The sequence below is a fragment of the Umezawaea sp. NPDC059074 genome, from assembly GCF_042738955.1.
In the GTDB taxonomy this organism is placed as follows: Bacteria; Actinomycetota; Actinomycetes; order Mycobacteriales; family Pseudonocardiaceae; genus Umezawaea.
This window is the reverse complement of sequence record NZ_JBHYHC010000078.1, coordinates 7,006-33,221: the sequence shown is the minus strand read 5'-3', so window position 1 is coordinate 33,221 and position 26,216 is coordinate 7,006. Positions and strand designations below refer to the sequence as shown.

Sequence of the window (26,216 nt, the reverse complement as noted above, 5' to 3'; positions counted from 1 at the left end):
ATGGGAAGCCTCCACAAGGACAGGCAGATTCCTGCCCCTGCGGTTCTGCGCCCCCGTCCCGCCGAACGGGGGCCGCTCTCCTACGGGCAGCAGCGGCTGTGGTTCCTCGACCGCTGGCTCGCCGGCAGCCCGGTGTACAACATGCCGATCACGCTGCGGGTGACCGGCCCGGTGGACGCCGACCGGCTCGCCGCCGCGGTCGTCGCCACGGCCGCCCGCCACGACGTGCTGTTCACCGTCGTGGAGGAAGGCCCGGACGGTCCCCGCCAGCGGGTGTCGGACGTGCGGGACCTGGACTGCCCGGTCGTCGAGGTGTCGGAGGCCGAGGCGCGGCGGGCGATCGAGGAGGACGCCCGGCGGCCGTTCGACCTCGCCAAGGGGCCGATGCTGCGCGCCCACCTCTTCCGGGTAGCCGACGACGCGCACTGGCTCCAGCTGACGTTCCACCACATCGCCTGCGACGGCTGGTCGCTGGACGTCTTCCAGCGGCAGCTCACCGAGGCCTACCGGACCGGCGCCGCGGCGCCCGACGCCGCGGAGATCCGGTACGCCGACTACGCGCTCTGGCAGCGCGACGCGATGGAGACCCCCTCCGCGGCCCGGTCGCTGGAGGCGTGGACCCGCGCGCTCGACGGCGCGCCCGCCGTGCTGGACCTCGGCGCCGACCGCCCCCGCCCGGCCGAGTTGACCTACCGCGGCCGCACCGACCACTTCACCCTGACCGACGTCCCCCTCGCGGAGCTGGAGAAGTTCGCCGCCGACGCGGGTGTCACGCCGTACGTGGCGCTGGTCGCCGCCTTCCAGGCCCTCGTCGCCCGGCACTCCGGCGGCGACGACGTCGTGCTCGGCTCCCCGACGGCGGGCCGCGGTCCCTCGGCGCTGGACGAGATGGTCGGCTTCTTCGCCGACTCGCTGGTCGTCCGCACCAGCCTGGCCGACGACCCCACGTTCCGCGAGCTGGTCACCCGCACCCGCGCGTCCGTCCTGGACGCCCTGTCGCGCAGCCGGATGCCGTTCGACTTGGCGGTCAACCACCTGCACCCGGAGCGCAACCTCGGCTACAGCCCCGTCGTCCAGGTCGCGTTCGGCCTGCACGAGGACGGCGACGTCGGCGTGCTGGACGAGGGCGTCACCGTCGAGCGCTCCGCCGTGTCCACCGGCACCGCGAAGTACGACCTCACGTGGTCCGTCTTCCGCGGGGCCGAGGGGCTCCGGCTGGAGGTCGAGTACTCGACCGACCTGTTCGACGCCGAGACCGTGCGGGCGTTCGTCGACCACTGGCAGACCCTGCTCGGCCGGGTCGCCGTCGACCCCGACCTGCGGGTGAGCGAGATCGACCTGCGGTCCGCCGACGAGGTCGGGCTGGTGGCGACGTGGTCCGGCGTGGAGGACGCGCTCCCGGTCGGGACCGTGCACGACCTGGTCGCGCGGAGCGCCGCCGACCGGGCGGACGCGGTGGCGCTGTCCGGCGACGGGGTGGCGTGGACCTACGGCGAGCTGGAGCGGCGGGCCTCGGCGCTGGCGCTGCGGCTGCGCGCGCTGGGCGTCGGACCGGAGGTCTGCGTCGGCGTGTGCCTGACGCGGTCGCCGGACATGGTGGTGGCGTGCCTCGCGGTGCTGAAGGCGGGCGGCGTGTACGTGCCGCTGGACACGGCGTTCCCCGCCGACCGCATGGCGTTCATGCTCGACGAGGTCGGCGCGAAGACGGTCCTCGTGCACCGGGAGACCGCGACCGCCGTTCCCGAGGGCCCGTGGCAGTTCGTCGACGTCGAGGAAGCCGACCACGGCGTGGGCGTGGACGACGACCCGCTGCCCGTCGTGCACCCCGACAACGGCTGCTACGTCATCTTCACGTCCGGGTCGACCGGGCGGCCCAAGGGCACCACGATCACCCACCGCAACGTCACGCGGCTCATCGCCGGTGTCCGGGAGAACCTGCCGTTCGGGCAGGACGACGTGTGGACCCTGTTCCACAGCTTCGCGTTCGACTTCTCCGTCTGGGAGATGTGGGGCGCGCTGACCACGGGCGGTCGCCTGGTCGTGGTGCCGTACGCGACCAGTCGGGACGTGGAGGCGTTCTACACGCTGGTGCGCGACGAGGCCGTCACGATCCTGAGCCAGACGCCGTCGGCGTTCCGCCAGTTCGAGACCGCAGACGAGCAGGCGGCGGGTGACCTGGCCCTGCGCGCCGTCGTGTTCGGCGGCGAGGCCCTGCACCGGCCCTCCGTGCGCCGCTGGGCCTCGCGCCACGGCTATGCCGCGCCGCTGCTGGTGAACATGTACGGCATCACCGAGACCACCGTCCACGTCACGTACCTGGAACTCGGCGAGCGGGACCTGGACCGCGAGCTGAGCCAGATCGGCCGCCCCCTGCCCGACCTGAGCGTGCACGTGCTCGACGCGCACGGCCGTCCCTGCCCGATCGGGGTGACCGGCGAGATCCACGTCGGCGGCGCCGGGCTCGCCCGCGGCTACACCGGGCTGCCGGGGCTGACCGCGCAGCGGTTCGTGCCCGACCACACCGGCCGTCGCCTCTACCGCAGCGGCGACCTCGGCCGCTGGACCTCGCACGGCGGGCTGGAGTACGTCGGCCGCGCCGACGCGCAGGTGAAGATCCGCGGCTACCGCATCGAGACCGGCGAGGTCGAGGCCGTGCTGGGGACGCACCCCGGCCTGCTGGAGGCGACCGTCATCGCGCGGACCGGGCCTGACGGCCAGGCCGACCTGGCCGGGTACCTGGTGCCCGACGGCGCGGCCCCGTCGACCGACGAGCTGCGGACGTGGCTGCGCAAGCGGCTGCCGGACTACATGGTGCCGCGGCACTTCGTCGTGCTGGACGCGCTGCCGCTGACCCCGCAGGGCAAGGTGGACCGCAAGGCCCTGCCCGAACCGGAGGCCGTCCGCCCCGAGCTGGCGCAGGAGTACGTGGCCCCGGTCGGCCCCACCGAGGAAGTCCTGGCAGGCATCTGGCAACGGGTGCTGGGCGTGGACCGGGTCGGGCGGCACGACAACTTCTTCGACCTGGGCGGCGACTCCATCCGCAGCATCCAGGTGCTCGGCCAGGCGCGGGGGAGCGGGCTGTCGTTCGACCTCCAAGACCTGTTCCGCAGCCCCACGACGGCCGAGCTGGCGACGGTCGTGGTGGAGGCCGCCGCACCCGAGGCGGCAGAACCCTTGGTGCGGCAGGCGTTCGCGATGGTGTCCGAAGAGGACCGCGCGCTGCTGCCGGAGGGACTGGTCGACGCCTACCCGATGGCGGAGCTCCAGGTCGGCATGGTCTACGAGATGGAGCTGAACCAGGAGCGCCGGGCCTACCACAACCTGGACGGGCTCCGGATCGTCGGACCGTTCGACGAGGAGCGGTTCCGCGACGCGACGGCACGGGTCATCGCCCGGCACCCCATCCTGCGGACCTCGTTCGACCTCAGCGGGTTCAGCGAGCCGATGCAGCTCGTGCACGAGACCGCGGAGATGCCGTTCACCGTCGCCGACCTGCGCCACCTCGACGAGGCGGCCAGGGACACCGCGCTGGACGAGTACGTGCTCTCCGAGCGGCGCAGGCCGTTCGACCACTCGCGGCCGTTGCTGCTGCGCTTCGCCCTGCACCGGCTGACCGACGAGTCGTTCCAGTGGACGATCACCGAGCACCACGCCATCTTCGACGGTTGGAGCCTGCACTCGACGATCTCCGAGATCGCCGAGGTCTACCAGCGGTTGCTGGCCGGTGAAGACCCCGTGCTGGTGCCGCCGGTGTCGGCCTACCGCGACTTCATCGCCGCGGAACGGGAGACCCTGGCGTCCGAGGAGAGCAGGCGCTTCTGGCTGGACCGCGTCAGCGACCGGCCGGACTGCCGCCTGCCCCGGTGGCCCGCCGACCGCCCGACCACGTTGACCGGCCGCGCCCAGGAGCACGAGTGGCGCGAGCACCACCCCGACCAGGGCTACGGCTCCGTCGAGACGCTGCTGCCGGACGACCTGTGCGACGGCCTGCGCGGCCTGGCGCGGGAGTGCTCCGTGCCGCTCAAGGCCGTGCTGCTGGTGGCGCACCTGAAGGTGATGAGCCTCGTCACGGGGTCGTCGGACCTGCTGGTCGGCCTCACCGCCAACGGACGGCTGGAGGAGGAGGGCGGCACCGAGGTGCGGGGCATGTTCCTCAACACCGTGCCGTTCCGCATCGAACTGCCCGACGGCAGCTGGCGCGACCTGGTGCGGGCCGTGTTCGAGACCGAGCGCGAGCTGCTGGAGCACCGCCGGTACCCGCTGGGCGCGTTGCAGCGCGAGGTCGGCGGCGAGCCGCTGTTCGAGGTGAACTTCGTCCACAACCACTTCCACGTGCTGGACAAGGCCTTCGGGCCCGGTCTGATGCGGATCGCGGACGAGAAGATCGACAGCTTCACCACGGACCGCGCCGAGCCGACCAACTTCCCGCTCAACGTCGGCGTGATCCGCAACCCGTACTCCAACCAACTGCTGTTCGGCATGGACTACCACACGGAAGTCCTGACCCCGGACCAGGTTCTGCTCTACCGCGACTACTACCTGCGCGTCATGCACGAGATGGTCGCCGATCCGGGCGCGAGGCACCGCTGGGTGCCGCTGCTCGGCGAGGACGAGCGCGGGCTGCTGGAGTCGTGGAACGCCAACGACGGCGAGGTGCCGCAGGTCCTCGTGCACCGGATGGTCGAGGACCGCGCCGCGGCCCAGCCGGACGCGGTGGCCGTGGAGTCGGGCGGGATCTCCCTGACCTACGGCGAGCTGAACGCGCGGGCGAACCGGTTGGCGCGGCGGCTGCGCGACCTCGGTGTCGGGCCGGACGTGCCGGTGGCGCTGTGCCAGGACCGGTCGCTGGGCATGATCACCAGCCTGCTCGCCGTGCTGAAGGCGGGCGGCGTCTACGTGCCGATCGAGCCCGAGTTCCCGGTGGACCGCATGGCGTACATGCTGCGCGAGGTCGACGCTCGGCTCGTGCTGGCGGCCCCGCACGTCGTCGACCGGGTGCCCGAGGGGCCGTGGCGGGTGCTGGTCGCGGACGACGAGCTGTGGACCGAGGGCGACGACGCGAACCTCGACGGCGGCGCGGAGCTGGACAACGGCTTCTACGTGATCTTCACGTCCGGGTCGACGGGCCTGCCCAAGGGCGTGGTGACCCGGCACCGCAACGTCACGGAACTGCTGCACGGCGGGGAGTTCCTCACGCTGAACCCGACCGACACCCTGCTCCAGCTCGCGCCGCTGTCCTTCGACAACTCCACGTTCGAGGTGTGGGCCCCGCTGGTGGGCGGCGCGCGGCTGGTGATGGCCCCTCCGGTGCAGTACGGGCCGCGGGAGATCGCCGAGTGGGTCGTCGAGTCCGGCGTGACGGTGCTGCACGCGACCGCGTCGCTGTTCGCGCTGCTGGTCGACCACGAGCCGCAGACGTTCGACGGCCTGCGCCGCTTCCTGACCGGCAGCGAGACCGTGTCGCCCGGCCACGTGGAACGCGTGCTGGAGCGCTGCCCGGACCTGGAGCTGGTGAACTGCTGGGGGCCGACGGAGACCACGACGTTCTCCGTGTGCGGCGTCTACCGGCGCGGGACCGTGCCCTCCGGCGCGCTGCCGCTGGGCTATCCGCTGGTCAACACCCAGGTGTGGGTGCTCGACCAGGCCGGGCTGCCGGTGCCGGTGGGGTCGCCGGGCGAGCTGTACGTGTCCGGCCCGTGCCTGGCGCGCGGGTACCTCGGCAAGCCGGGGCTGTCGGCCGAGCGCTTCGTGCCGCACCCGTTCCGCGCCGGGGAACGCCTATACCGCACGGGTGACCGGGGTCGCTGGTCGGTCGACGGCCGGGTGGAGTTCTTCGGCCGCACCGACCACATGGTCAAGGTGCGCGGCTACCGGGTGGAGCTGGGCGAGGTCGAGACGGCCCTGCGCGGGCACCCCGACGTGCGCGAGTGCGTGGTCGTGACGCGCGCCAACACCACGGCGGGCATCGACCTGGTGGGCTACGTGGTCGTCGACGGCGACGCCCCGACGTCCGGCGAGATGCGGACATGGCTCGGGCAGCGGTTGCCGAGCTACAAGGTGCCGCGGCTGTTCGTGTTCCTCGACGCCCTCCCGCTCACGCCGCGCGCCAAGATCGACCGGCGCGCGCTGCCGGAGCCGAAGGAGACGCGCGAGGACATCGCGGAGGAGTACGTGCCGCCGGTGGGCCCGGTGGAGGAACTGCTGGCCGGGATCTGGTCGAAGGTCTTGGACGTCGACCGGGTCGGGCGGCACGACAACTTCTTCGACCTGGGCGGCGACTCGATCCGCAGCATCCAGGTCGTGGGGCAGGCCCGGACGAAGGGCCTCGCCGTGGGCTTGCAGCAGCTCAACCAGCACCCGACGGTGCAGGCGCTGGGCGAGGTCGTCGGCGCGCCGAAGGCCGCGGAACCGGCGCCCGCCAAGGCTTCGCCGTTCGCGATGCTCTCGGAGCAGGACCGGCAGCGGCTCGGGCTGAGCCGATGACCAGAGCGGACGACGTGGTGCTCACGCAGGACCCGCCCCAGCTCGTCGACGCGTACCCCATGTCCGAACTCCAGGTCGGCATGGTCTACGAGATGGAACGCGACCCGGAACGGTTGCCGTACCACAACGTGCACACGCTGCGGGTCGCCGGAGCGTTCGACGAGCGGTGCTTCCGGCGAGCGGTCGCCGGGGCCGTGGCAAGGCACCCGGTCCTGCGCACGTCGTTCGCCCTGGTCGGGTTCAGCGAACCCATGCAGCTGGTCTACGACGCGGCCGAGGTCCCGCTGGTCGTGGTCGACCTGCGCGGGCTCGACGCCGCACCCGTGCTGGCGTCCTATGTGGACACCGAGCGGCGCACGCCGCTGGACGTCTCGGTCGCGCCGCTGTGCCGGATGGGCGTGCACGTGCTGTCCGACACCGCCTTCCACTGGACGTTCACCGAGCACCACTCGATCCTCGACGGCTGGAGCCTGGCCTCGCTCGTCTCGGAGATCACCGACGCCTACCGGCTCCTGCTCGCCGGTGGCGAGCCGGAGTTCACGCCCCCGCTGTCGACCTACCGGGACTACATCGCCGCCGAACGCGCGGCACTGGAATCCCCGGAGAGCACGGAGTTCTGGCGCGACCGGCTGGCCGAGCCGCCGGACGGCCGCCTGCCGCGCTGGCCCGCGGACCGGCCGGTGCTGCCCGCGGCCGAGCCCGTGGCGGGGGAGCGGCACACGCACGACGCGGAGCGCGGGTACGGCTCGCTGGTGACCCCGTTGCCCGCCGACCTGCCCGCTCGGCTGCGCGAGCTGGCCCGGTCGTGCCGGGTGCCGGTGAAGGCCGTGCTGCTGGCCGCGCACGTGAAGGCGATGAGCCTGGTCACCGGCTCGGCGGACGTCGTGGTCGGGCTGACGGCCAACGGACGGCTGGAGGAGGAGGGCGGGGCCGACGTGGTCGGCCTGTTCGTGAACACCCTGCCGTTCCGGGTGCGGACACCGGACGGCACCTGGCGCGACCTGATCCGCACGGTGTTCGACACCGAGAACGACCTGCTGCCGCACCGCCGCTACCCCATGGGCGCGTTGCAGCGCGAACTCGGCGGCGCGGCGCTGTTCGAGACGAACTTCGTCTACACCGACTTCCAGCAGATCCCCGCCGAGGGCGACGACGTGCCCGCAGGCGACGTGGCGCGCACGCACTTCGCGCTGGTCGCGGCGTTCGTCCGGCAGCCGGGCGGCGAGGGCCTGAACATGGAGGTCGAGTACGACGCGCGGGCGTTGGCCGCCGCCCAGGTGGCCCTGCTGCGCGGTTACCACCTGCGGGTGCTGGCCGAGATGGTGGCCGACCCGGACGCCGACCACCGGTGGGCGACGCTGCTCGGGGCCTCCGAGCGGGAGTTGCTGGAGTCGTGGAACGCCACGGCGGACGAGGTCCCGGCCACGCCCGTGCACCGGCTGGTCGAGGAGCGGGTGGCGCTCTCGCCGGACGCGGTGGCACTGGTGTCCGGCGCGGAGTCGCTGACCTACCGGGAGCTGAACGCGCGGGCGAACCGCCTGGCGCACCGGCTGCGCGACTTGGGCGTCGGCCCGGACGTCGCGGTCGGTGTGTGCGTGGACCGGTCGGTCGAGATGGTCGTCGGCTGGCTCGCGGTGCTCAAGGCGGGCGGCCTGTACGTGCCGCTCGACCCGGCCTTCCCGGCGTCCCGCCTGGAGTACATGCTCGACCGCGCCGCGGCCCCGCTGGTGCTCACCGTCGCGAGCACCGTCCCCGAGGGCCCGTGGCGGGTGCTGACCATCGAGGACCTGCCCGGCGACAGCGAGAACCCCGACGGCGGCGCGGGTCCGGACCACGGCGCCTACGTCATCTTCACGTCCGGGTCCACGGGCAGGCCCAAGGGCGTCGTGACCCGGCACCGCAACGTCACCGAGCTGCTGCACGGCGGCGACACGATGACCCTGCGCCCGGACGACACGCTGCTCCAGATCGCCTCGGCCTCCTTCGACGTGTCCACCTTCGAGGTGTGGGCGCCGCTGGTGGGCGGCGCGAGGCTCGTGCTCGCCCCCGCCGTGCGCTACGGGCCGCAGGAGATCGCCGAGTGGGTCGCCGAGTCGGGCGTGACGGTCCTGCACGCCACGGCGTCGCTGTTCGCGCTGCTGGTGGACCACGAGCCGCGGCTGTTCGACGGCCTGCGCCGGATCCTCACCGGCAGCGAGACGGTGTCGCCCGCGCACGTGGCGCGGATCCTGGAGCGCTGCCCGGACCTGGAGGTCGTCAACTGCTGGGGGCCGACGGAGACCACGACGTTCTCGGTGTGCGGCTCGTTCCGCCGCGGTGACGTGCCCGCGGGCCCGTTGCCGCTGGGCGTTCCGCTGGTCAACACCGAGGTGTGGGTGCTCGACGACGCGGGTCGCCCGGTGCCGGTGGGGTCACCGGGCGAGCTGTGCGTGTCCGGCCCGTGCCTGGCGCGCGGGTACCTCGGGCAGCCGGGGCTGACGGCGGAGCGCTTCCTGCCGCACCCGGTCCGGGCGGGCGAACGCCTGTACCGCACCGGCGACCTGGGCCGCTGGTCGCCGGACGGCCGGGTGGAGTTCCTCGGCCGCGTCGACCACATGGTCAAGGTGCGCGGGTTCCGCGTCGAACTCGGCGAGGTCGAGGCCGCCCTGCGCGACCACCCCGCCCTGCGCGACTGCGTCGTCGTGACCCGACCGAACTCCTCGGCGGGCGTGGACCTGGTGGCCTACCTCGTCGCGGACGGCGAAGCGCCGTCGACCGGCGAGGTGCGGGCGTGGCTGGGGGAGCGGCTGCCGAGCTACATGGTGCCGCGGCTGTTCGTGTTCCTCGACGTCCTGCCGCTCACCTCCAACGCGAAGGTGGACCGGCGCGCGCTGCCTGACCCCGACGAGGCCCGGCCGGACGTGGCGCAGGAGTTCGTGCCGCCGGTCGGCGCGATCGAGGAGCTGCTGGCCGGGATCTGGTCGCAGGTGCTCGGCGTGGACCGGGTCGGTAGGCACGACAACTTCTTTGACCTGGGCGGCGACTCCATCCGCAGCATCCAGGTCCTCGGCGAGGCGCGGGAGGCGGGCCTGACCGCCGGTCTCGCGACCATGCTGGCGAACCCGACCCCCGCTGGTCTGGCCGCCGCGCTGGAGGACGCCGTCGCGGCCACGCGGTCCGAGCCGTTCTCGGTGCTCGCCGCCGACGACCGCGCGCTGCTGCCGGACGGCCTGGAGGACGCCTACCCGATGGCGGAGCTCCAGGTCGGCATGGTCTACGAGATGGAGCGCGACCCGGAGCGCAGGCCGTACCACAACGTCCACACCCTGCGGCTGACCGGCGCGTTCGACGAGACCGCGTTCCGCGCCGCCCTCGCACGGGTCACCGCGCGGCACCCCGTCCTGCGGACCTCGTTCGCCATGAGCCGCTTCAGCGTGCCGGTGCAGCTCGTGCACCCGACGGCCGAGATCCCGCTGACCGTCGTCGACCTGCGCGGCACGGCGGACGCGCGGGCGGCCGTGGACGAGCACCTGGCCGTCGAGCGGCGCACCCCGCTGGACCTGACGGTCGCGCCGCTGTGCCGGATGACCGTCCACGTGCTGGCCGACGACGCCTTCCAGTGGACCGTCACCGAGCACCACGCCATCCTCGACGGCTGGAGCCTGACCTCCACCCTCGCCGAGATCAGCACCACCTACGAGGGTCTCCTGGCGGGCCACGACCCCCGGCCCGTCCCCCTCCGCTCGACCTACCGCGACTTCATCGCCGCCGAGCACGCCGCGCTGGCGGCCCCGGCGAGCCGCGACTACTGGCGCGACCTCCTCGCCGGCAGCGACGGCAGTCCGCTGCCGCGCTGGTCGGTGACCGCCCCGCTCGGCGACGTCGTCCCCGGCGAACGCCACGAGCCCGGCTCACTCGTCACCACGCTGCCCGCCGAACTGCGGGTGGACGTCGAGGTGTTCGCGCGCCGCGCGGGCGTCCCGTTCAAGACCGCCGTGCTCGCGGCCCACCTCCGGGCGCTCGCCGCGGCCACCGGCGGCCAGGACGTCACGACCGGGCTCTCGTTCCACGGCCGCCTGGAGGAGGCGGACGGAACCGAGGTGCGCGGACTGTTCCTCAACACGCTGCCGTTCCGGGTCGTCCTGCCGGACGGCACCTGGCACGACCTCGCGCACGCCGTCCTCCAGGCCGAGCGCGACGTCCTGCCGCACCGCCGCTACCCGATGGCCGCCCTCCAGCGCGACCTCGGCCGCGCGTCGCTGTTCGACGTCGGCTTCGTCTACAACGACTTCCACCAGTTCGGCAGGCTCGCCGACGGCGGCGGCGCGTGGCGGCTGGACTCCTCCGACCAGGGCTCGTCCGGGTCCGCCCGCACCAGCTTCCCGCTGCTCGTCTCGGTCAGCCGCGAGGCGGGCACGGCGGAGCTGCGCCTGGAACTGGAGTACGACCCCCGCCAGATCACCCCCGACCAGGCCGTCCTGCTGCGCGACCAGCACCTCCGCGCGCTCCAGGCCATGACCGCCGACCCGTCCGCGCGCCACGCGGCGGTCCCGCTCGTCGGAGGCCGCGAAGCACGGCACCTGGCGACGTGGTCGCGTGAAGCCGTCGAGGTCGACGGCGCGGCGACCGTGCCCGACCTGGTCGCCGCCGCGAGTGCGGCCCGGCCGGACGCTGTTGCGCTGACGTGCGACGGCGTTTCCCTGACGTACCAGGAGTTGGCGGACCGCGCCGACCTGCTCGCCCACCGGCTGCGCCGCCTCGGCGTCGGCCCGGAGGTGTGCGTCGGCGTGTTCCTGGAACGCTCCTGGGAGACCGTGGTGGCGTGCCTGGCCGTGCTGCGCGCCGGCGGCGCGTACGTGCCGCTGGACACGGCGTTCCCGGCCGACCGGCTGGAGTTCATGCTGCGGGACGTCGGCGCGCCGCTGGTCGTCGTGCACGAGGCGACGGCGGCCACCATCCCGAGTGGACCGTGGGAGCTGGTCGACCTCCGCGACACCACCGTGGTCGAGGCGACCGAGCCGCCCGTCGTGCATCCCGACAACGCCTGCTACGTCATCTTCACGTCCGGGTCGACGGGCCGCCCGAAGGGCACGACGATCACCCACCGGAACGTGGTCCGGCTCCTCCGCGGTGTGCGGGAGAACCTGCCGTTCGGGCAGGATGACGTGTGGACCCTGTTCCACAGCTTCGCGTTCGACTTCTCCGTCTGGGAGATGTGGGGTGCGCTGACCACGGGCGGTCGTCTGGTCGTGGTGCCGTACGCGGTCAGCCGGGACGTGGAGGCGTTCTACGCGCTGGTGCGCGACGAGGCCGTCACGATCCTGAGCCAGACGCCGTCGGCGTTCCGCCAGTTCGAGACCGCCGACGAGCGCCACGGCGGCGACCTCGCGCTGCGGGCCGTGGTGTTCGGTGGTGAGGCCCTGCACCGGCCGTCCGTGCGCCGCTGGGCGTCCCGGCACGGCTACGCCGCGCCGCTGCTGGTGAACATGTACGGCATCACCGAGACCACCGTCCACGTCACCTACCTCGAACTCGACGCCGGGCACGTGGACGGCGACACCAGCCCCATCGGCGTCCCCCTGCCCGACCTCGGCGTCCACGTCCTCGACGGCCACGGAAACCCGTGCCCCGTCGGCGTGACCGGCGAGCTGCACGTGTCCGGTGCCGGTCTGGCGCGCGGCTACACCGGGCTGCCCGCGTTGACCGCGCAGCGGTTCGTGCCGGACCCCGTGTCCGGCGCGCGGCTGTACCGCAGCGGCGACCTGGCCCGGTGGAACGCGCTGGGCGGTCTGGAGTACCTGGGCCGGGCCGACACCCAGGTCAAGATCCGCGGCTACCGCATCGAGACCGGCGAGATCGAGAACGTCCTCGCCACCCACGCCCGCGTCCTCGAAGCCGCCGTCACGACGCGGACCGACGCCGAGGGCCGCACCGACCTGATCGCCTACCTCGTGCCGGACGGCGCGCCGCCGTCGCTCGACGAGGTCCGGGCGTGGCTGGGCGAGCGGCTGCCGGACTACATGGTCCCGCGCCACTTCGTGACGATGGACGCACTTCCCCTGACGCCGCAGGGCAAGGTCGACCGCCGCGCCCTGCCCGAGCCCGGCGCGGACCGACCGGAGCTGGGCCAGCGGTACGAGCCGCCGACCGGCGACCTGGAGACCCTGCTCGCCGACGTGTGGCGGCGGGTGCTGGGCGTGGACCGGGTCGGTCGGCACGACAACTACTTCGACCTCGGCGGCGACTCGATCCGCAGCATCCAGATCCTCGGGCGGGTCCGCGACGCCGGGTTCGCCGTGGGACTGCAAGACCTCCTCGGTGCTCCGACGGTCGCCGGTCTCGCCGCGACCCTGGCCCCCGCCGAGGAGGCCGCCCCGGCGTCCGAGCCGTTCTCCCTGCTCACCGACGACGACCGCGCGCTGCTGCCGGAAGGCCTCGACGACGCCTACCCGATGGCGCAGTTGCAGGTCGGCATGGTCTACGAGATGGAGCGCGACCGCGCCCGCAACGCCTACCACAACGTGGAGACCCTGCGGCTGGCCGGACGCTTCGACGAGCGGCTGTTCCGGGCCGCCGTGGACCGGACCGCGGCCCGGCACCCGGTGCTGCGCACGTCGTTCGACCTGGTCGGGTTCTCCGAGCCGATGCAGCTCGTCCACGCCCGCGTCGAGGTGCCGTTCACGGTCGTCGACCTGCGGCGGGCGACGGCCGAGGAGCGACGTTCCGCCCTGGTCGGGTTCGTGCGGGAGCAGCAGGCCGAGCGGTTCGCCGTGGCCGACGCCCCGCTGTTCCGGATGGCCGTCCACGTGCTGGCCGACGACGCCTTCCAGTGGACCGTCACCGAGCACCACGCCATCCTCGACGGCTGGAGCATGGTCTCCACGCTCGCCGAGATCACCGACCGGTACCGCCGCCTGCTCGACGGCGACCGGACCCCGGCCGAGCCCCTGCGCTCGCTGTACCGCGACTTCGTCGCCGCCGAGCGCGCGGCCCTGGACTCGGCGGCGAGCCGGGAGTTCTGGCGCGACCGCCTCGCCGAGGCCCCGGACGGGCGCATCGCCCGGTGGGACGCCGACCTCACGGGCGACCGGGTGGAGGGTGAGCGCCACGTCCGCGACGGGGCCGCGGGCCACGGGGCGTTGAGCACGCCGCTGCCCGCCGACCTGCTCCGCGGCCTGGAGGACTTCGCCGCCCGTGCCGCGGTGCCCGTCAAGACCGTCGTGCTCGCCGCGCACCTCCGGGTGCTCGGCCTGGTCACGGGCTCGTCGGACGTGCTGGTCGGCCTGACGTCCAACGGCCGCCTGGAGGAGACCGACGGCTCCGAGGCGCGCGGCCTGTTCCTCAACACCGTGCCGCTGCGGGTGCGGCTCCCGGAAGGCAGCTGGCTGGACCTCGCCCACGCCGTGCACGACGCCGAACGCGATCTGTCGCCCCACCGCCGCTACCCGCTCGCCGCGCTCCAGCGCGAGTTCGGCGGCGACCGGCCGCTGTTCGAGTCGAACTTCACCTACAACAACTTCCACCGGATCGCGCGGATCGCCACGGACGGCACGATCGACCGCTCCGGCGACGACCCGGTGCTGCCCGGCATCGCGCGCACCAACTTCCCGCTGGACGTGACCTTCAGCCGCGACCCCGGCTCCGACGCCCTGGTCCTGGAGATCGCCTACTCACTGGACGGCCTCACGGCGGGCCAGGTCACCCGGCTGCGGGACAGCCACCTCCGCGCCCTGCGGGCCCTGGTCGCGGACGCCGAGGCGCACCACCGCGCGTCGCCGTTGACCGGCCCGGAGGACGAACGGCTGCTCGCCTCCTGGCAGGGCGGTGCCGCGCCGGTGTCCGGGCTGCCCGTGCACGAGGTGCTGCGCTCCCGCGTCGGCCTGTGGCCGGACGCCGTCGCCGTGGAGTCGGGCGAGGACCGGCTGACGTTCGCGGAGTTGGACGCGCGCAGCGAGGTGCTGGCGCGGCGGCTGGTCGCGGCTGGCGTGGCACGCGGTGACGTCGTGGGTCTGCACCTGCGGCCCGGTGTCGTCGCCGTGCTCGCGGTGTGGGCGGTGTGGAAGGCCGGTGGCGCGTTCCTGCCGCTGGACCCGGAACTTCCGGTGGCCCGCCTCGACGTGATGGTGGTGGACGCCGGGCCGACGGTCGTGGTGTCGCTGGACTCCACGACGCCGTGGCGGACCGTGTCGCCGGAGTCGGACGAGGCCGTGCCGGACGTCGTCCTGCCCCGCGTGGGCGGCCACGACCTGGCGTACCTGATGTTCACGTCCGGCTCGACGGGCCGTCCCAAGGGCGTGATGGTCGAGCACGGCAACCTGGCGAACTTCGCCGAAGCCCTGCTGCTGCCCCGGATGCGGAGCGCGGGCGTTGTGGCCGGGCAGGGGGCGCGCGTCCTGACCGGGACGTCGGCGTTCATCTCGGACTTCTTCCTGTCGCAGGTCCTGCCGCTGCTCGACGGCCACCGGCTGGTGGTCCAGCAGGGACGCGACCCGCGGCACCTGGTCGAGCTGGCCCAGGACCCGGAGCGGGCGGTGGACCTCATCGACGCGACGACGTCCCAGGTGCGGCTGATGGTGGAGGCGGGCCTGCTGGACGCGCCGCACCCGCCGCGGTTGATCTCGATCGGCGGCGAGGCGTGCCCGTCCGACCTGTGGGACGCGCTGCGCGGTCGCGCGGGGACCGTCGTGCACAACACCTACGGCCCCGCCGAGACCGCGGTCGACGCGACCTTCGCGGACCTCGGCGTGCACGGGTCGTCGGTGATCGGCCGCGCGTACGGGAACGTGCGGGTCCACCTGGTCGACGAGGCCCTGGGCCTGGTGCCGCCGGGGTCGGTCGGCGAGATCGTGATCGGTGGGTCGAGCGTGGGCCGCGGGTACGTGCGGCGGCCGGGCACGACGGCGGCGGTGTTCGTGCCGGACCCGTGGGGCGAGCCGGGGAGTCGGCTCTACCGCACGGGTGACCTCGGCCGGTACACGGCCGACGGGCAGATCGAGTTCCTCGGGCGCGGCGACCACCAGGTGAAGATCCTGGGCCAGCGCGTGGAGCCCGAAGAGGTGGAAGCGGTGCTGCGCGGCCATTCCGCGATCGAGGCGGCGGCGGTCACCGCCCACCGCGTCGGCCCGGACGGCCGCCTGCGGCTGGTCGCGCACCTCGTCGGGACGGTCGACCGGGACGACGTCCGGGCCTACCTCGCCGAGCGGCTGCCCGCCGCGGCGATCCCGTCCGTGCTGGTGACCGTCGAGGCGCTGCCGATGACGGTCGGTGGCAAGCTCGACCGCGCCGCGCTCACCGTCCCCGACGACGCCGACCTGCCCCAGCGGGACGTGGTGGAGCCGCGCACCGAGACCGAACGCCGGATCACGGCCGTCTGGTCGGCGCTGCTGGGCGTCTCCCGCGTCGGCGTGCACGACGACTTCTTCGCGCTGGGCGGGCACTCCCTGCTCGCGATCCGCCTCGCCATGCGGATCAGCGCCGACCTGGGGGCCGACCTGCCCCTGCACGAGGTGTTCGCGCGGCCGACCGTCGCCGGTCAGGCCGAGCTGATCGACCGGCACACCGGAGCCGTCGCGGGGATTCCCCGTGTCGAGGGCCGGGAACTGCCCGCGTCGCACGCGCAGGAACGGCAGTGGTTCCTCTGGCAGCTCGCCCCGGAGTCGTCCGCCTACCACGTGCCCTGGGGTTACGAGGTGCGCGGCGACCTCGACACCGCCGTGCTGGACGCTTCCGTGGCCGCGTTGGTCGACCGCCACGAGGCGTTCCGCACCACGGTGCACGCCGACGCCGAAGGCCAGGTACGGCAACGCGTCGGCACGGCGGCGTGGGGCGGTCTCACGGCCCTGGACGCCGACGCGGCCGAGGTGCCCGCGCTGGTCGAACGGGCCGTCAGCCAGCCGTTCGACCTCGGCGGCGGACCGGTGCTGCGCGTGACCGTGTGGCGCACCGCGCCGGACCGGCACGTCGTCCTGTTCGTCGCGCACCACGTCGCCGTGGACGAGTGGTCCATCGACGTCTTCGAACAGGAGTTGTGGGCGCTGTACCGGGCGGGTGGCGACCTCGCCGCCGCCGGACTGGCACCCCTGGACGTCCGCTACGCCGACTACGCGGTCTGGCACCGCGAACGGGTCGAGCAGCAGTCCGAAGTGGACCTCGCCTACTGGCGCGAGGCCCTCGACGGCGCACCGCCGCCGTGGCCGCACACCACCGGGCGGAAGGCCGTCGCCGCGGGGGCGTCGCACACCGTTCCGGCCGAGGCGCTCGCCGGGCTGGACCGGGTCCGCGCGGAGGTCGGGGCCACCGACTTCATGGTCTACCTGGCCGTGTACTTCTTGCTGCTCGCTCGCCGGTCGGGCGAGCGGGACCTCACCGTGGGCGTCCCGGTGTCCGGTCGTGCCCACGCCGACCTCGCGCCGGTGGTCGGCTTCTTCGTGAACACCCTGGCGCTGCGGGTCGTCGTCCACCCCGAGGACGACTTCGCCCGACACCTGGACCGGGTGCGGGAGGCCGTGCTGGGCGCGTTCGCCCACCAGGACGCGCCGTTCGAGCAGGTCGTCCGCGCGGTCGCGGCGGACCGCGCCGAGAGCGCGAACCCGTTGTTCCACACCCTGTTCTCCTTCGCCACGGGCACCGGCCTCACCGACCGGCTGGCCGACCACGCCGACCTCGAGCTGCGCGACCTGCCGATCGAGGGCAGCGGCAGCCGGTTCGACCTGTCCCTCGGCGCGACCCGCACGGCCGAGGGCCTGCACCTCACGCTCCAGCTCGACACCGCCCTGTTCGAGGCCCCGGTGGCCGGTGAGCTGGTGTCCACCTTCGGTGCGCTGCTGCACGCCATCGGCGAGTCACCGCGGACCGCGGTGGCCGACGTGCTGCGCGCGACCGACGACGAACAGCGCCGCCTGGCCACCTGGACCGGCGACTTCACCACGCCCGCGTCCACCACGCCCGTGCACGAGCTGTTCCGGCGGAGCGCGGCCCGGTGGCCGGACGCCGTCGCGGTCGAGGCGGGCGACGAGCGGCTGACGTTCGCGGAACTGGACGCGCGCAGCGACGTGCTGGCGCGGCGGCTCGTCGCGGCGGGAGCGGGACGCGGGGCCGTGGTCGGCCTGCACCTGCGGCCGGGCTTCGACGCGGTCGTGGCGGTGTGGGCGACGTGGAAGGCGGGCGGCGCTTTCCTGCCCCTGGACCCGGAACTGCCCGCGGTCCGGCTGGAGGTCATGGCGGACGACGCGGCTCCGGCCGTGGTCGTGACGCTCGACCCGACGACCGTGCCCGGCGCGTGGCCGACCCTGGCCCCGACCGGCGAGGACGCTCCGGATGCTGTCCTGCCGGTGGTGGGGGAGCGCGATCTGGCGTACGTGATGTTCACGTCGGGCTCGACCGGCCGCCCGAAGGGCGTGATGGTCGACCACGGCAACCTCGCCACCTACGCCGAGGTCCTGCTGCTGCCGCGGCTGCGGCGAGCCGGGATCGCGGTCGGGCAGCAGGCCCGCGTGCTGACCGGCACGTCGGCGTTCATCTCGGACTTCTTCCTGACCCAGATTCTGCCGCTGATCGACGGCCATCTGCTGCTGGTGGTGTCCGGTGTGGAGGGACGAGACCCCCGGCACCTCGTGGAGCTGGCCCAGGACCCGGCACGGGCGGTGGACGTCATCGACGTGGCCACCTCGCAGGTCCAGGTCATGGTGGAGGCGGGGCTGCTGGACACCCCGCACCCGCCCCGCATGATCACGTTCGGCGGGGAGGCGTGCCCGCCGGACCTGTGGCAGGCGTTCCGCGACCACCCGGACGTCGTCGGGCACAACCAGTACGGCCCCGCCGAGACGACGGTCGACGTGGCGTACGCGGACGCCGACGAGCACGAGTCGCCGGTGATCGGGCGGCCCTACGGCAACGCCCGGCTCCACCTGGTGGACGAGCACCTGCACCAGGTGCCGCCGGGATCGGTCGGCGAGATCGTGATCGGCGGTCCGAACGTGGGCCGCGGGTACGTGCGTCGTCCGGGTGCGACGGCGGCGGTGTTCGTGCCGGACCCGTGGGGCGAGCCGGGCAGTCGGCTGTACCGCACGGGAGACCTCGGCAGGCACTCGGTGGACGGGCGGATCGAGTTCCTGGGCCGCAACGACCACCAGGTCAAGGTCCAGGGCCAGCGGGTGGAGCCCGAAGAGGTGGAAGCGGTGCTGCGCGGGTATCCCGCGGTCGAGGCCGCCGCGGTCTCGGCTCACCGCTCCGGCGCGAACGGCCGGGTCCGGCTGGTCGCCCACCTGGTCCTCGCCCACGACGCCGTGCTCGACCGGGACCGGATCCGCGAGCACCTGGCGGGCCTGCTGCCCGCCGCCGCGGTCCCGACCGTGTTCGCGCGGGTGGACGCGCTGCCCATGACGGTCGGCGGCAAGCTCGACCGCCTGGCGCTGACCGCGCCGGACGACGTCGACGCGGCGGCCGTGGTGGCCCCGAGGACGGTGACCGAGCAGCGGATCGCCGACGCCTGGCAGGCGGTGCTCGGCGACGTGCGCTTCGGCGTGCACGACGACTTCTTCAGCCTGGGTGGGCATTCGCTGCTCGCCGTGCGGCTGGCGATGCGGGTTCGGGCTGAGCTGGGTGTGGACTTGGCGTTGCACGAGGTGTTCGCCCATCCGACGATCGCCGGTCAGGCCGAGCTGATCGACCGGAGTGCCGCGGCGGGTGTGGTGGCGGGTATTCCGCGGGTTGACCGCGGTCGTGATCTGCCCGCGTCGCACGCGCAGGAACGGCAGTGGTTCCTGTGGCAGCTCGACCCGGACAGCTCGACGTACCACGTGCCCTGGGGTTATCGGGTGGACGGCGACCTCGACGTGGCCGTGGTGGGCGCGGCAGTTGAGGCGCTGGTCGACCGGCACGAGGCCTTCCGCACCACGCTGCACCTGGACGAAGAAGGCCGCGTGGTGCACCGCGTCGGCACCGAGGCCTGGAGCGGTCTGACGGTGCTGGACGCCGTCGACGCGGACCTGCCGGGGCTCGTCGATGCCGAAGTGCGGCGGCCGTTCGACCTGGGAGCCGGACCGGTGCTGCGGGTGACGGTGTGGCGCACCGCTCCGGATCGTCACGTGGTGTTGTTCGTGGCGCACCACATCGCCGTGGACGAGTGGTCGCTGGACGTCGTCGAGCAGGAGTTCTGGGCGCTGTACCGGGCAGGCGGCGATGTCGCCGCCGCCGGGCTGGCCCCGTTGACCGTGACCTACGCCGACTACGCAGCCTGGCACCGGGACCTGGTCGCGAGCCGGGCGGAGGAAGACCTCGCCTACTGGCGGCAGGCCCTTCGCGGCACCGCGTCCTCTTGGCCGCACGCGTTGGCCGAGCCCGCCGCTCCCACGGCCGGGGAAGTCACGCACACCGTTCCCGCCGACGCGCTGACCGGGCTCGACCGGGTTCGCGCGGAGGTCGGGGCCACCGACTTCATGGTCTACCTGGCCGTGTACTTCCTGCTGCTCGCCCGCCAGTCGGGCGACCGCGAGTTCACGGTGGGCGTTCCGGTGTCCGGTCGGTCGCACGCCGACCTCGCGCCACTGGTGGGTTTCTTCGTGAACACCCTCGCCTTGCGGGTCGAGGTCGATCCGGACGACGACTTCGCCGCGCACCTGGGCCGGGTGCGGGCAGCGGTGCTGGGGGCGTTCGCGCACCAGGAGGCACCGTTCGAGCAGGTCGTGCGGGCGGTCGCCCCGGAGCGGGCCGAGAGCGCGAACCCGTTGTTCCGCACCATGTTCTCCTTCGCCGAGGGCGGTCACCACGCCGACCGCCCGGCGACCGGTGGTCTGACCCTGGGCGAACTGCCGCTCGGCGGCGGGACCGACCGCTTCGACCTGTCCCTCTCCACGACGCGCACGGCCCACGGGCTCCACCTGACCCTGGAGTTCGGTGCCGAGTACTTCGCCGCCCCGGCGGCGGAGGACCTGGTGACGGCGTTCGTCGAGCTGCTGCACGCGGTGGCGGGCTCCCCGAGCACCACCGTGGCCGAGTTCCTGCGCGCGACCCCGCGCGAACAGGACCGCCTGGCCGAGTGGGCCGGACAGGCCGCCGGACCGGTGGACCACCGCGTCGTGCACGAGTCGTTCCGCGACCGGGTGGCGCTGTGGCCGGACGCTGTCGCGGTCGAGGCCGGAGACGAGCGGCTGAGCTACGGCGACCTGGACCTGCGCAGCGAGGTGCTGGCGCGACGGCTGGTGGCCGCGGGCGTCCGGCGCGGGGACGTGGTGGGTCTGCACCTGCGGCCCGGCGTGGACGCGGTCGTGGCGGTGTGGGCCGCGTGGAAGTCCGGCGGGGCGTTCCTGCCGCTGGACCCGGAACTGCCGCCCGCCCAGCTCGCGGTCATGGTGGAGGACGCCGCTCCCACGGCCGTGCTGACCCTGGACGCGTCGACCGTGCCCGCTTCGTGGCCGGTCCTGTCCCCGGAGTCGGACGTCGACGTGCCGGACGTGACCCTGCCGGTGGTGGGGGCGCGGGACCTGGCGTACGTCATGTTCACGTCGGGCTCGACCGGCCGCCCGAAGGGCGTGATGGTCGACCACGGCAACCTGGCCAACTTCGCGGAAGCCCTGCTGCTGCCCCGGATGCGCGCGGCCGGACTCGACGTCGGCGGGCAGGCCCGTGTGCTGACGGGGACGTCGGCGTTCATCTCCGACTTCTTCCTGTCGCAGATCCTGCCGCTGATCGACGGCCACCGGCTGGTCGTGCTGTCCGGAGCCGAAGGACGGGACCCGCGGCGCCTGGTCGAGCTGGCGCGGGACCCGGCGCGGGCGATCGACCTCGTCGACGCCACCACCTCGCAGATCCAGGTCATGGTGGAGGCCGGGCTGCTGGACGCCCCGCACCCGCCGAAGCTGATCGCGTTCGGCGGCGAGGCGTGCCCTCCGGACCTGTGGCACGCGCTCCGCGAGCACCCGGCGGTCGTCGCGCAGAACCTGTACGGGCCCGCCGAGACGACGGTCGACGTGACCTGCGCGGACCTCGGCGAGACCTCCTCGCCGGTGATCGGGCGGCCGTACGGCAACGCACGGGTTCGCCTGGTGGACGAGGCCTTGAACCTGGTGCCGCCCGGTGCGGTCGGCGAGATCGTGATCGGCGGCCCGAACGTGGGCCGCGGGTACGTGCGCCGACCCGGCGCGACGGCGGCCGTGTTCGTGCCGGACCCGTGGGGCGAGCCGGGAAGCAGGCTGTACCGGACCGGCGACCTCGGCCGGTACACGGTCGACGGGCGGATCGAGTTCCTCGGACGCGACGACCACCAGGTCAAGATCCAGGGACAGCGGGTGGAGCTGGAGGGCGTCGAGGCCGCGCTGCGCGGGCACCCCGCGATCGACGCGGCGGCGGTCGGCGCTCACCGCCTCGGCGGGGACGGGCGGCTGAGGCTGGTCGCTCACGTTGTCGTGGCCGAGGGAACCGTGCTCGACCGGGACGCGCTCCGTGAGCACCTGGCGGGACTGCTGCCCGCGGCGGCGATCCCGACGGTGCTGGTGCCGGTCGACGCGCTGCCCATGACGGCGGGCGGCAAGGTCGACCGGCTGGCGCTGACCGTGCCGGACGACCTCGGGCCGATCGGCGGCCAAGTGGTGGAGCCGAGGACGGCGACCGAGCGGGGCGTGGCGGACGCGTGGCGAGCGGTGCTGGGCTTGACGGACCTCGGTGTGCACGACGATTTCTTCAGCCTGGGTGGGCACTCGTTGCTGGCCGTGCGGCTGGCGATGCGGGTTCGGGCCGAGTTGGGTGTGGACTTGGCGCTGCACGAGGTGTTCGCGCAGCCGACGATCGCGGGTCAGGCCGAGTTGATCGACCGGAGTGCCGCGGCGGGTGTGGTGGCGGGTATTCCGCGGGTCGACCGCGGTCGTGACTTGCCCGCGTCGCACGCTCAGGAACGGCAGTGGTTCCTGTGGCAGCTCGACCCCGAGAGCCCGACGTACCACGTGCCCTGGGGGTACGAGGTGCGCGGTCACCTCGACCCGGTCGCGCTGGAAGCCGCCGTGGTCGCGCTGGTCGACCGGCACGAGGCCTTCCGCACCACGCTGCACCTGGACGAGGAAGGCCGCGTCGTGCAGCGCGTCGGCACCGAGGCCTGGAGCGGTCTGGCGGTGCTGGACGCCGTCGAGGCCGAACTGTCGGACCTCGTCGACCGGGAGTCGCGGCGGCCGTTCGACCTGAGCGCCGGGCCGGTGCTGCGGGTGACCGTGTGGCGCACCGCCCCGGACCGCCACACGGTGTTGTTCGTGGCGCACCACGTCGCGATCGACGAGTGGTCCTCCGACCTCGTCGAGCAGGAGTTCTGGGCGCTGTACCGGGCGGGTGGCGACGTCGCCGCCGCCGGACTGGCCCCGCTGACCGTCACCTACACCGACTACGCCGCCTGGCACCGGGACCTGGTCGAACGGCAGTCGGCCGACGACCTCGCCTACTGGCGGGAAGCGCTCGACAGCGCGCCCGCGCCGTGGCCGCGCGGCAGTGCGCGCGGTGGGGTCACGGCGTTCGAGGCGAGTTCCCGCACCGTTCCCGCCGACGCGCTGACCGGGCTCGACCGAGTCCGCGCCGAGGTCGGGGCCACCGACTTCACGGTCTACCTGGCCGTGTACTTCCTGCTGCTGGCCCGCCGCTCCGGTGAGCGCGACCTCACCGTCGGCGTCCCGGTGTCCGGTCGGACGCACGCCGACCTCGCGCCACTGGTCGGCTTCTTCGTAAACACCCTCGCGTTGCGGGTGGTCGTGCGTCCGGAGGACGACTTCGCGGCGCACCTGGAGCGGGTGCGGGAGGTGGTGCTGGGGGCGTTCGCGCACCAGGAAGCGCCGTTCGAGCAGGTCGTCCGGGCGGTCGCCCCCGAGCGGGCCGAAAGCGCGAACCCGTTGTTCCGCACCATGTTCTCCTTCACCGCCGGAACGGACGTCGTCGACCGCGCGGCCGGGCACGTGCCCGGTGACCTGGTTCTGAGCGACCTGCCGATCGAGGGCAGCGCCAACCGGTTCGACCTGTCCCTCGCCACGGCGCGCACGACCGACGGGCTCGACCTGTCGCTGGCGCTGGACGCCGGGCTGTTCGAGGTCGGCGCGGCCGAGGAGTTGGCGGCGTCGTTCGCCGAGCTGCTGGACGTCGTGGGCCGGAACCCGCGGGTCGCGGTGGCGGACCTCCTGCGCGCGAACGACCGGGAACAGCGCCGCGTCGCCGAGTGGACCGGGGACACCTCCGCACCGGTCGGCGTCACGCCCGTGCACGAGCTGTTCCGGCGGAGCGCGGCCCGGTGGCCGGACGCCGTCGCGGTCGAGGCGGGCGACGAGCGGCTGACGTTCGCGGAACTGGACGAGCGCAGCGAGGTGCTGGCACGACGGCTGGCGGCCGCGGGCGTGCGCCGGGGTGACGTGGTGGGTCTGCACCTGCGGCCCGGTGTGGACGCGGTCGTGGCGGTGTGGGCGGCGTGGAAGGCCGGTAGCGCTTTCCTGCCCCTGGACCCGGAACTGCCCGCCGCGCGGCTGGACGTGATGGTGGCGGACGCGCTCCCGGCGGCGGTCGTGTCGGTGGACCCGGCGGCCGTGCCCGGTTCGCGGCCGGTCCTGTCCCCGGAGTCGGACGGCGAGGCCCCAGAAGTGGACCTGCCGTCGGTGGGCCCGCTGGACCTGGCGTACGTGATGTTCACGTCGGGCTCGACCGGCCGGCCGAAGGGCGTGATGGTCGACCACGGCGGCCTGGCGAACTACGCAGAAGTGCTGTTGCTGCCCCGGATGCGGCGTGCCGGGCTCGCCGTCGGGCAGGGTGCGCGGGTGCTGACGGGGACGTCGGCGTTCATCTCGGACTTCTTCCTGACGCAGATCCTTCCGTTGCTGGACGGGCACCTACTGCTGGTGGTGTCCGGTGTGGACGGACGGGACCCCCGGCACCTGGTAGAGCTGGCGCAGGACCCGGAACGCGCGGTGGACGTCATCGACGTCGCCATGTCGCAGGTCCAGGTCATGGTGGAGGCCGGGCTGCTGGACACCCCGCACCCGCCGAAGCTGATCGCGTTCGGCGGGGAGGCGTGCCCGCCGGACCTCTGGCAGGCCTTCCGCGACCACCCCGACGTGGTGGCGCACAACATGTACGGGCCCGCCGAGGCGACGGTCGACGCGGCCTACGCGGACATCGGCGCGCACCTCTCGCCGGTGATCGGCAGGCCGTACGGGAACGTGCGGGTGCACCTGGTGGACGAGCACCTGCACCAGGTCCCGCCGGGGACGCCCGGCGAGATCGTGATCGGCGGACCCGGTGTAGGGCGCGGGTACGTGCGCAGGCCCGGTGTCACGGCGGCGGCGTTCGTGCCCGACCCGTGGGGCGAGCCGGGGAGTCGGCTGTACCGCACCGGCGACCTCGGCCGGTACACCGCCGACGGCCAGGTCGAGTTCCTGGGCCGCGACGACCACCAGGTCAAGATCCAAGGCCAGCGGGTCGAACCGGAAGAGGTCGAGGCCGCGTTGCGCGCTCATCCCTCGATCGAGGCTGCCGCGGTGTCGGCCCACCGCTCCGGCGCGGACGGGCGGCTGCGGCTGGTCGCCCACCTGGTCCTCGCCCACGACGCCGTGCTCGACCCGGACCGGATCCGCGAGCACCTGCTCGGCAGGCTCCCGGCGGCCGCGGTCCCGACCGTGCTGGTGCCGATCGACGCGCTGCCGATGACCGTCGGCGGCAAGCTCGACCGTCTGGCGCTGGTGGCGCCGGACGACTCCGGGCTGCCTCGCCGCGACGTCGTGGCCCCGAGGAACGGGACCGAGCGGCGGATCGCCGACGCGTGGGGGGCGGTGCTGGGGTCGGCGGACTTCGGGGTGCACGACGACTTCTTCGCCCTGGGCGGGCACTCCCTGCTCGCCATCCGCCTCACGATGGCGCTCAGCCGGGAGTTCGCGACCGGGATCCCGTTGGCGCACCTGTACACGGCGTCCACGATCGCGGAGCAGGCCGACCGGATCGACGGGCTGCTGGTCCGCGGCGGGCCCGCGGCGAGCAGCGTGGTCCCCCTGGGCGGCGTGCGGGGTGCTCGTCCCCTCGTCCTCGTCCACCCGGTCGGCGGCACGCTGTTCAGCTACCGGGACCTCCTCGGGGAGGTGACGGCCGACTTCGAGGCGTTCGGCGTACAGGGCGACATCGGCGGCGACTCCGCCGCCACGCGCCTCGCCGGGCTCGCCGAGCGGTACGCCGACGACCTCGTGCCGGTGCTCGGGGACCGCGAGCCGGTGGTCGCGGGCTGGTCGGCGGGCGGCGTCGTCGCCCACGCGCTGGCCCGCGCGCTGACCGACCGGGGGATCCGCGTCCACCGGCTGCTCCTCGTCGACTCCGACCCGCGACCCACCGCCGACGTGGACGCGGAACGACGGGACATCGCCACCCTCGACGCGCTTCGGGACGAGGTCCTGGACGAGGGACCCACGCCCCTCCTGCGGTTCGACGGGGCCGACCGGCTGTTCGCCACGCTCGGCGTGGACCCCGCGGCCGTGGCCGGGCTCGACGGGCCCACCGCCGCCGCGCTCATCGCGTTCTGGCGCGACATGTTCACCGGGCTCGTGGACCACCGTCCTCGGGCGTTCGACGGTCCGACCGACCTCGTCCTCGCGTCCGGTGCGGGCGGCGACCTGATCGCCGAGGTGTGGCGCGGCCTGACCGGAACCCTCTCGGTCACGCACGTCGACGGCGACCACTTCCAGCTCATGCGCCGCCCACGGGTGAAGGCCGTCGCCGACGCCCTCCGCGGCTCCACCGCTCAGACAGGAGACTGA

General features: G+C 73.7%; 2 protein-coding genes. Both read left to right on the top strand.

Annotated elements, in window-relative coordinates:
• The gene (locus ACFWW9_RS29540; protein WP_390384627.1) at positions 1-6,483 is read left to right on the top strand and encodes an amino acid adenylation domain-containing protein; all 6,483 of its coding nucleotides are present in this window, start codon (positions 1-3) and stop codon (positions 6,481-6,483) included.
• Positions 6,480-26,216, top strand: a complete 19,737-nt coding sequence (locus tag ACFWW9_RS29535; protein WP_390384625.1) for an amino acid adenylation domain-containing protein — start codon at positions 6,480-6,482, stop codon at positions 26,214-26,216. The genes ACFWW9_RS29540 and ACFWW9_RS29535 overlap by 4 nt, the downstream gene beginning before the upstream one ends.

Excerpts from the sequence above, each read along its gene's own strand:
- ACFWW9_RS29540 (WP_390384627.1), top strand. The coding sequence starts at position 1 with ATGGGAAGCCTCCACAAGGACAGGCAGATTCCTGCCCCTGCGGTTCTG.
- ACFWW9_RS29535 (WP_390384625.1), top strand. The coding sequence starts at position 6,480 with ATGACCAGAGCGGACGACGTGGTGCTCACGCAGGACCCGCCCCAGCTC.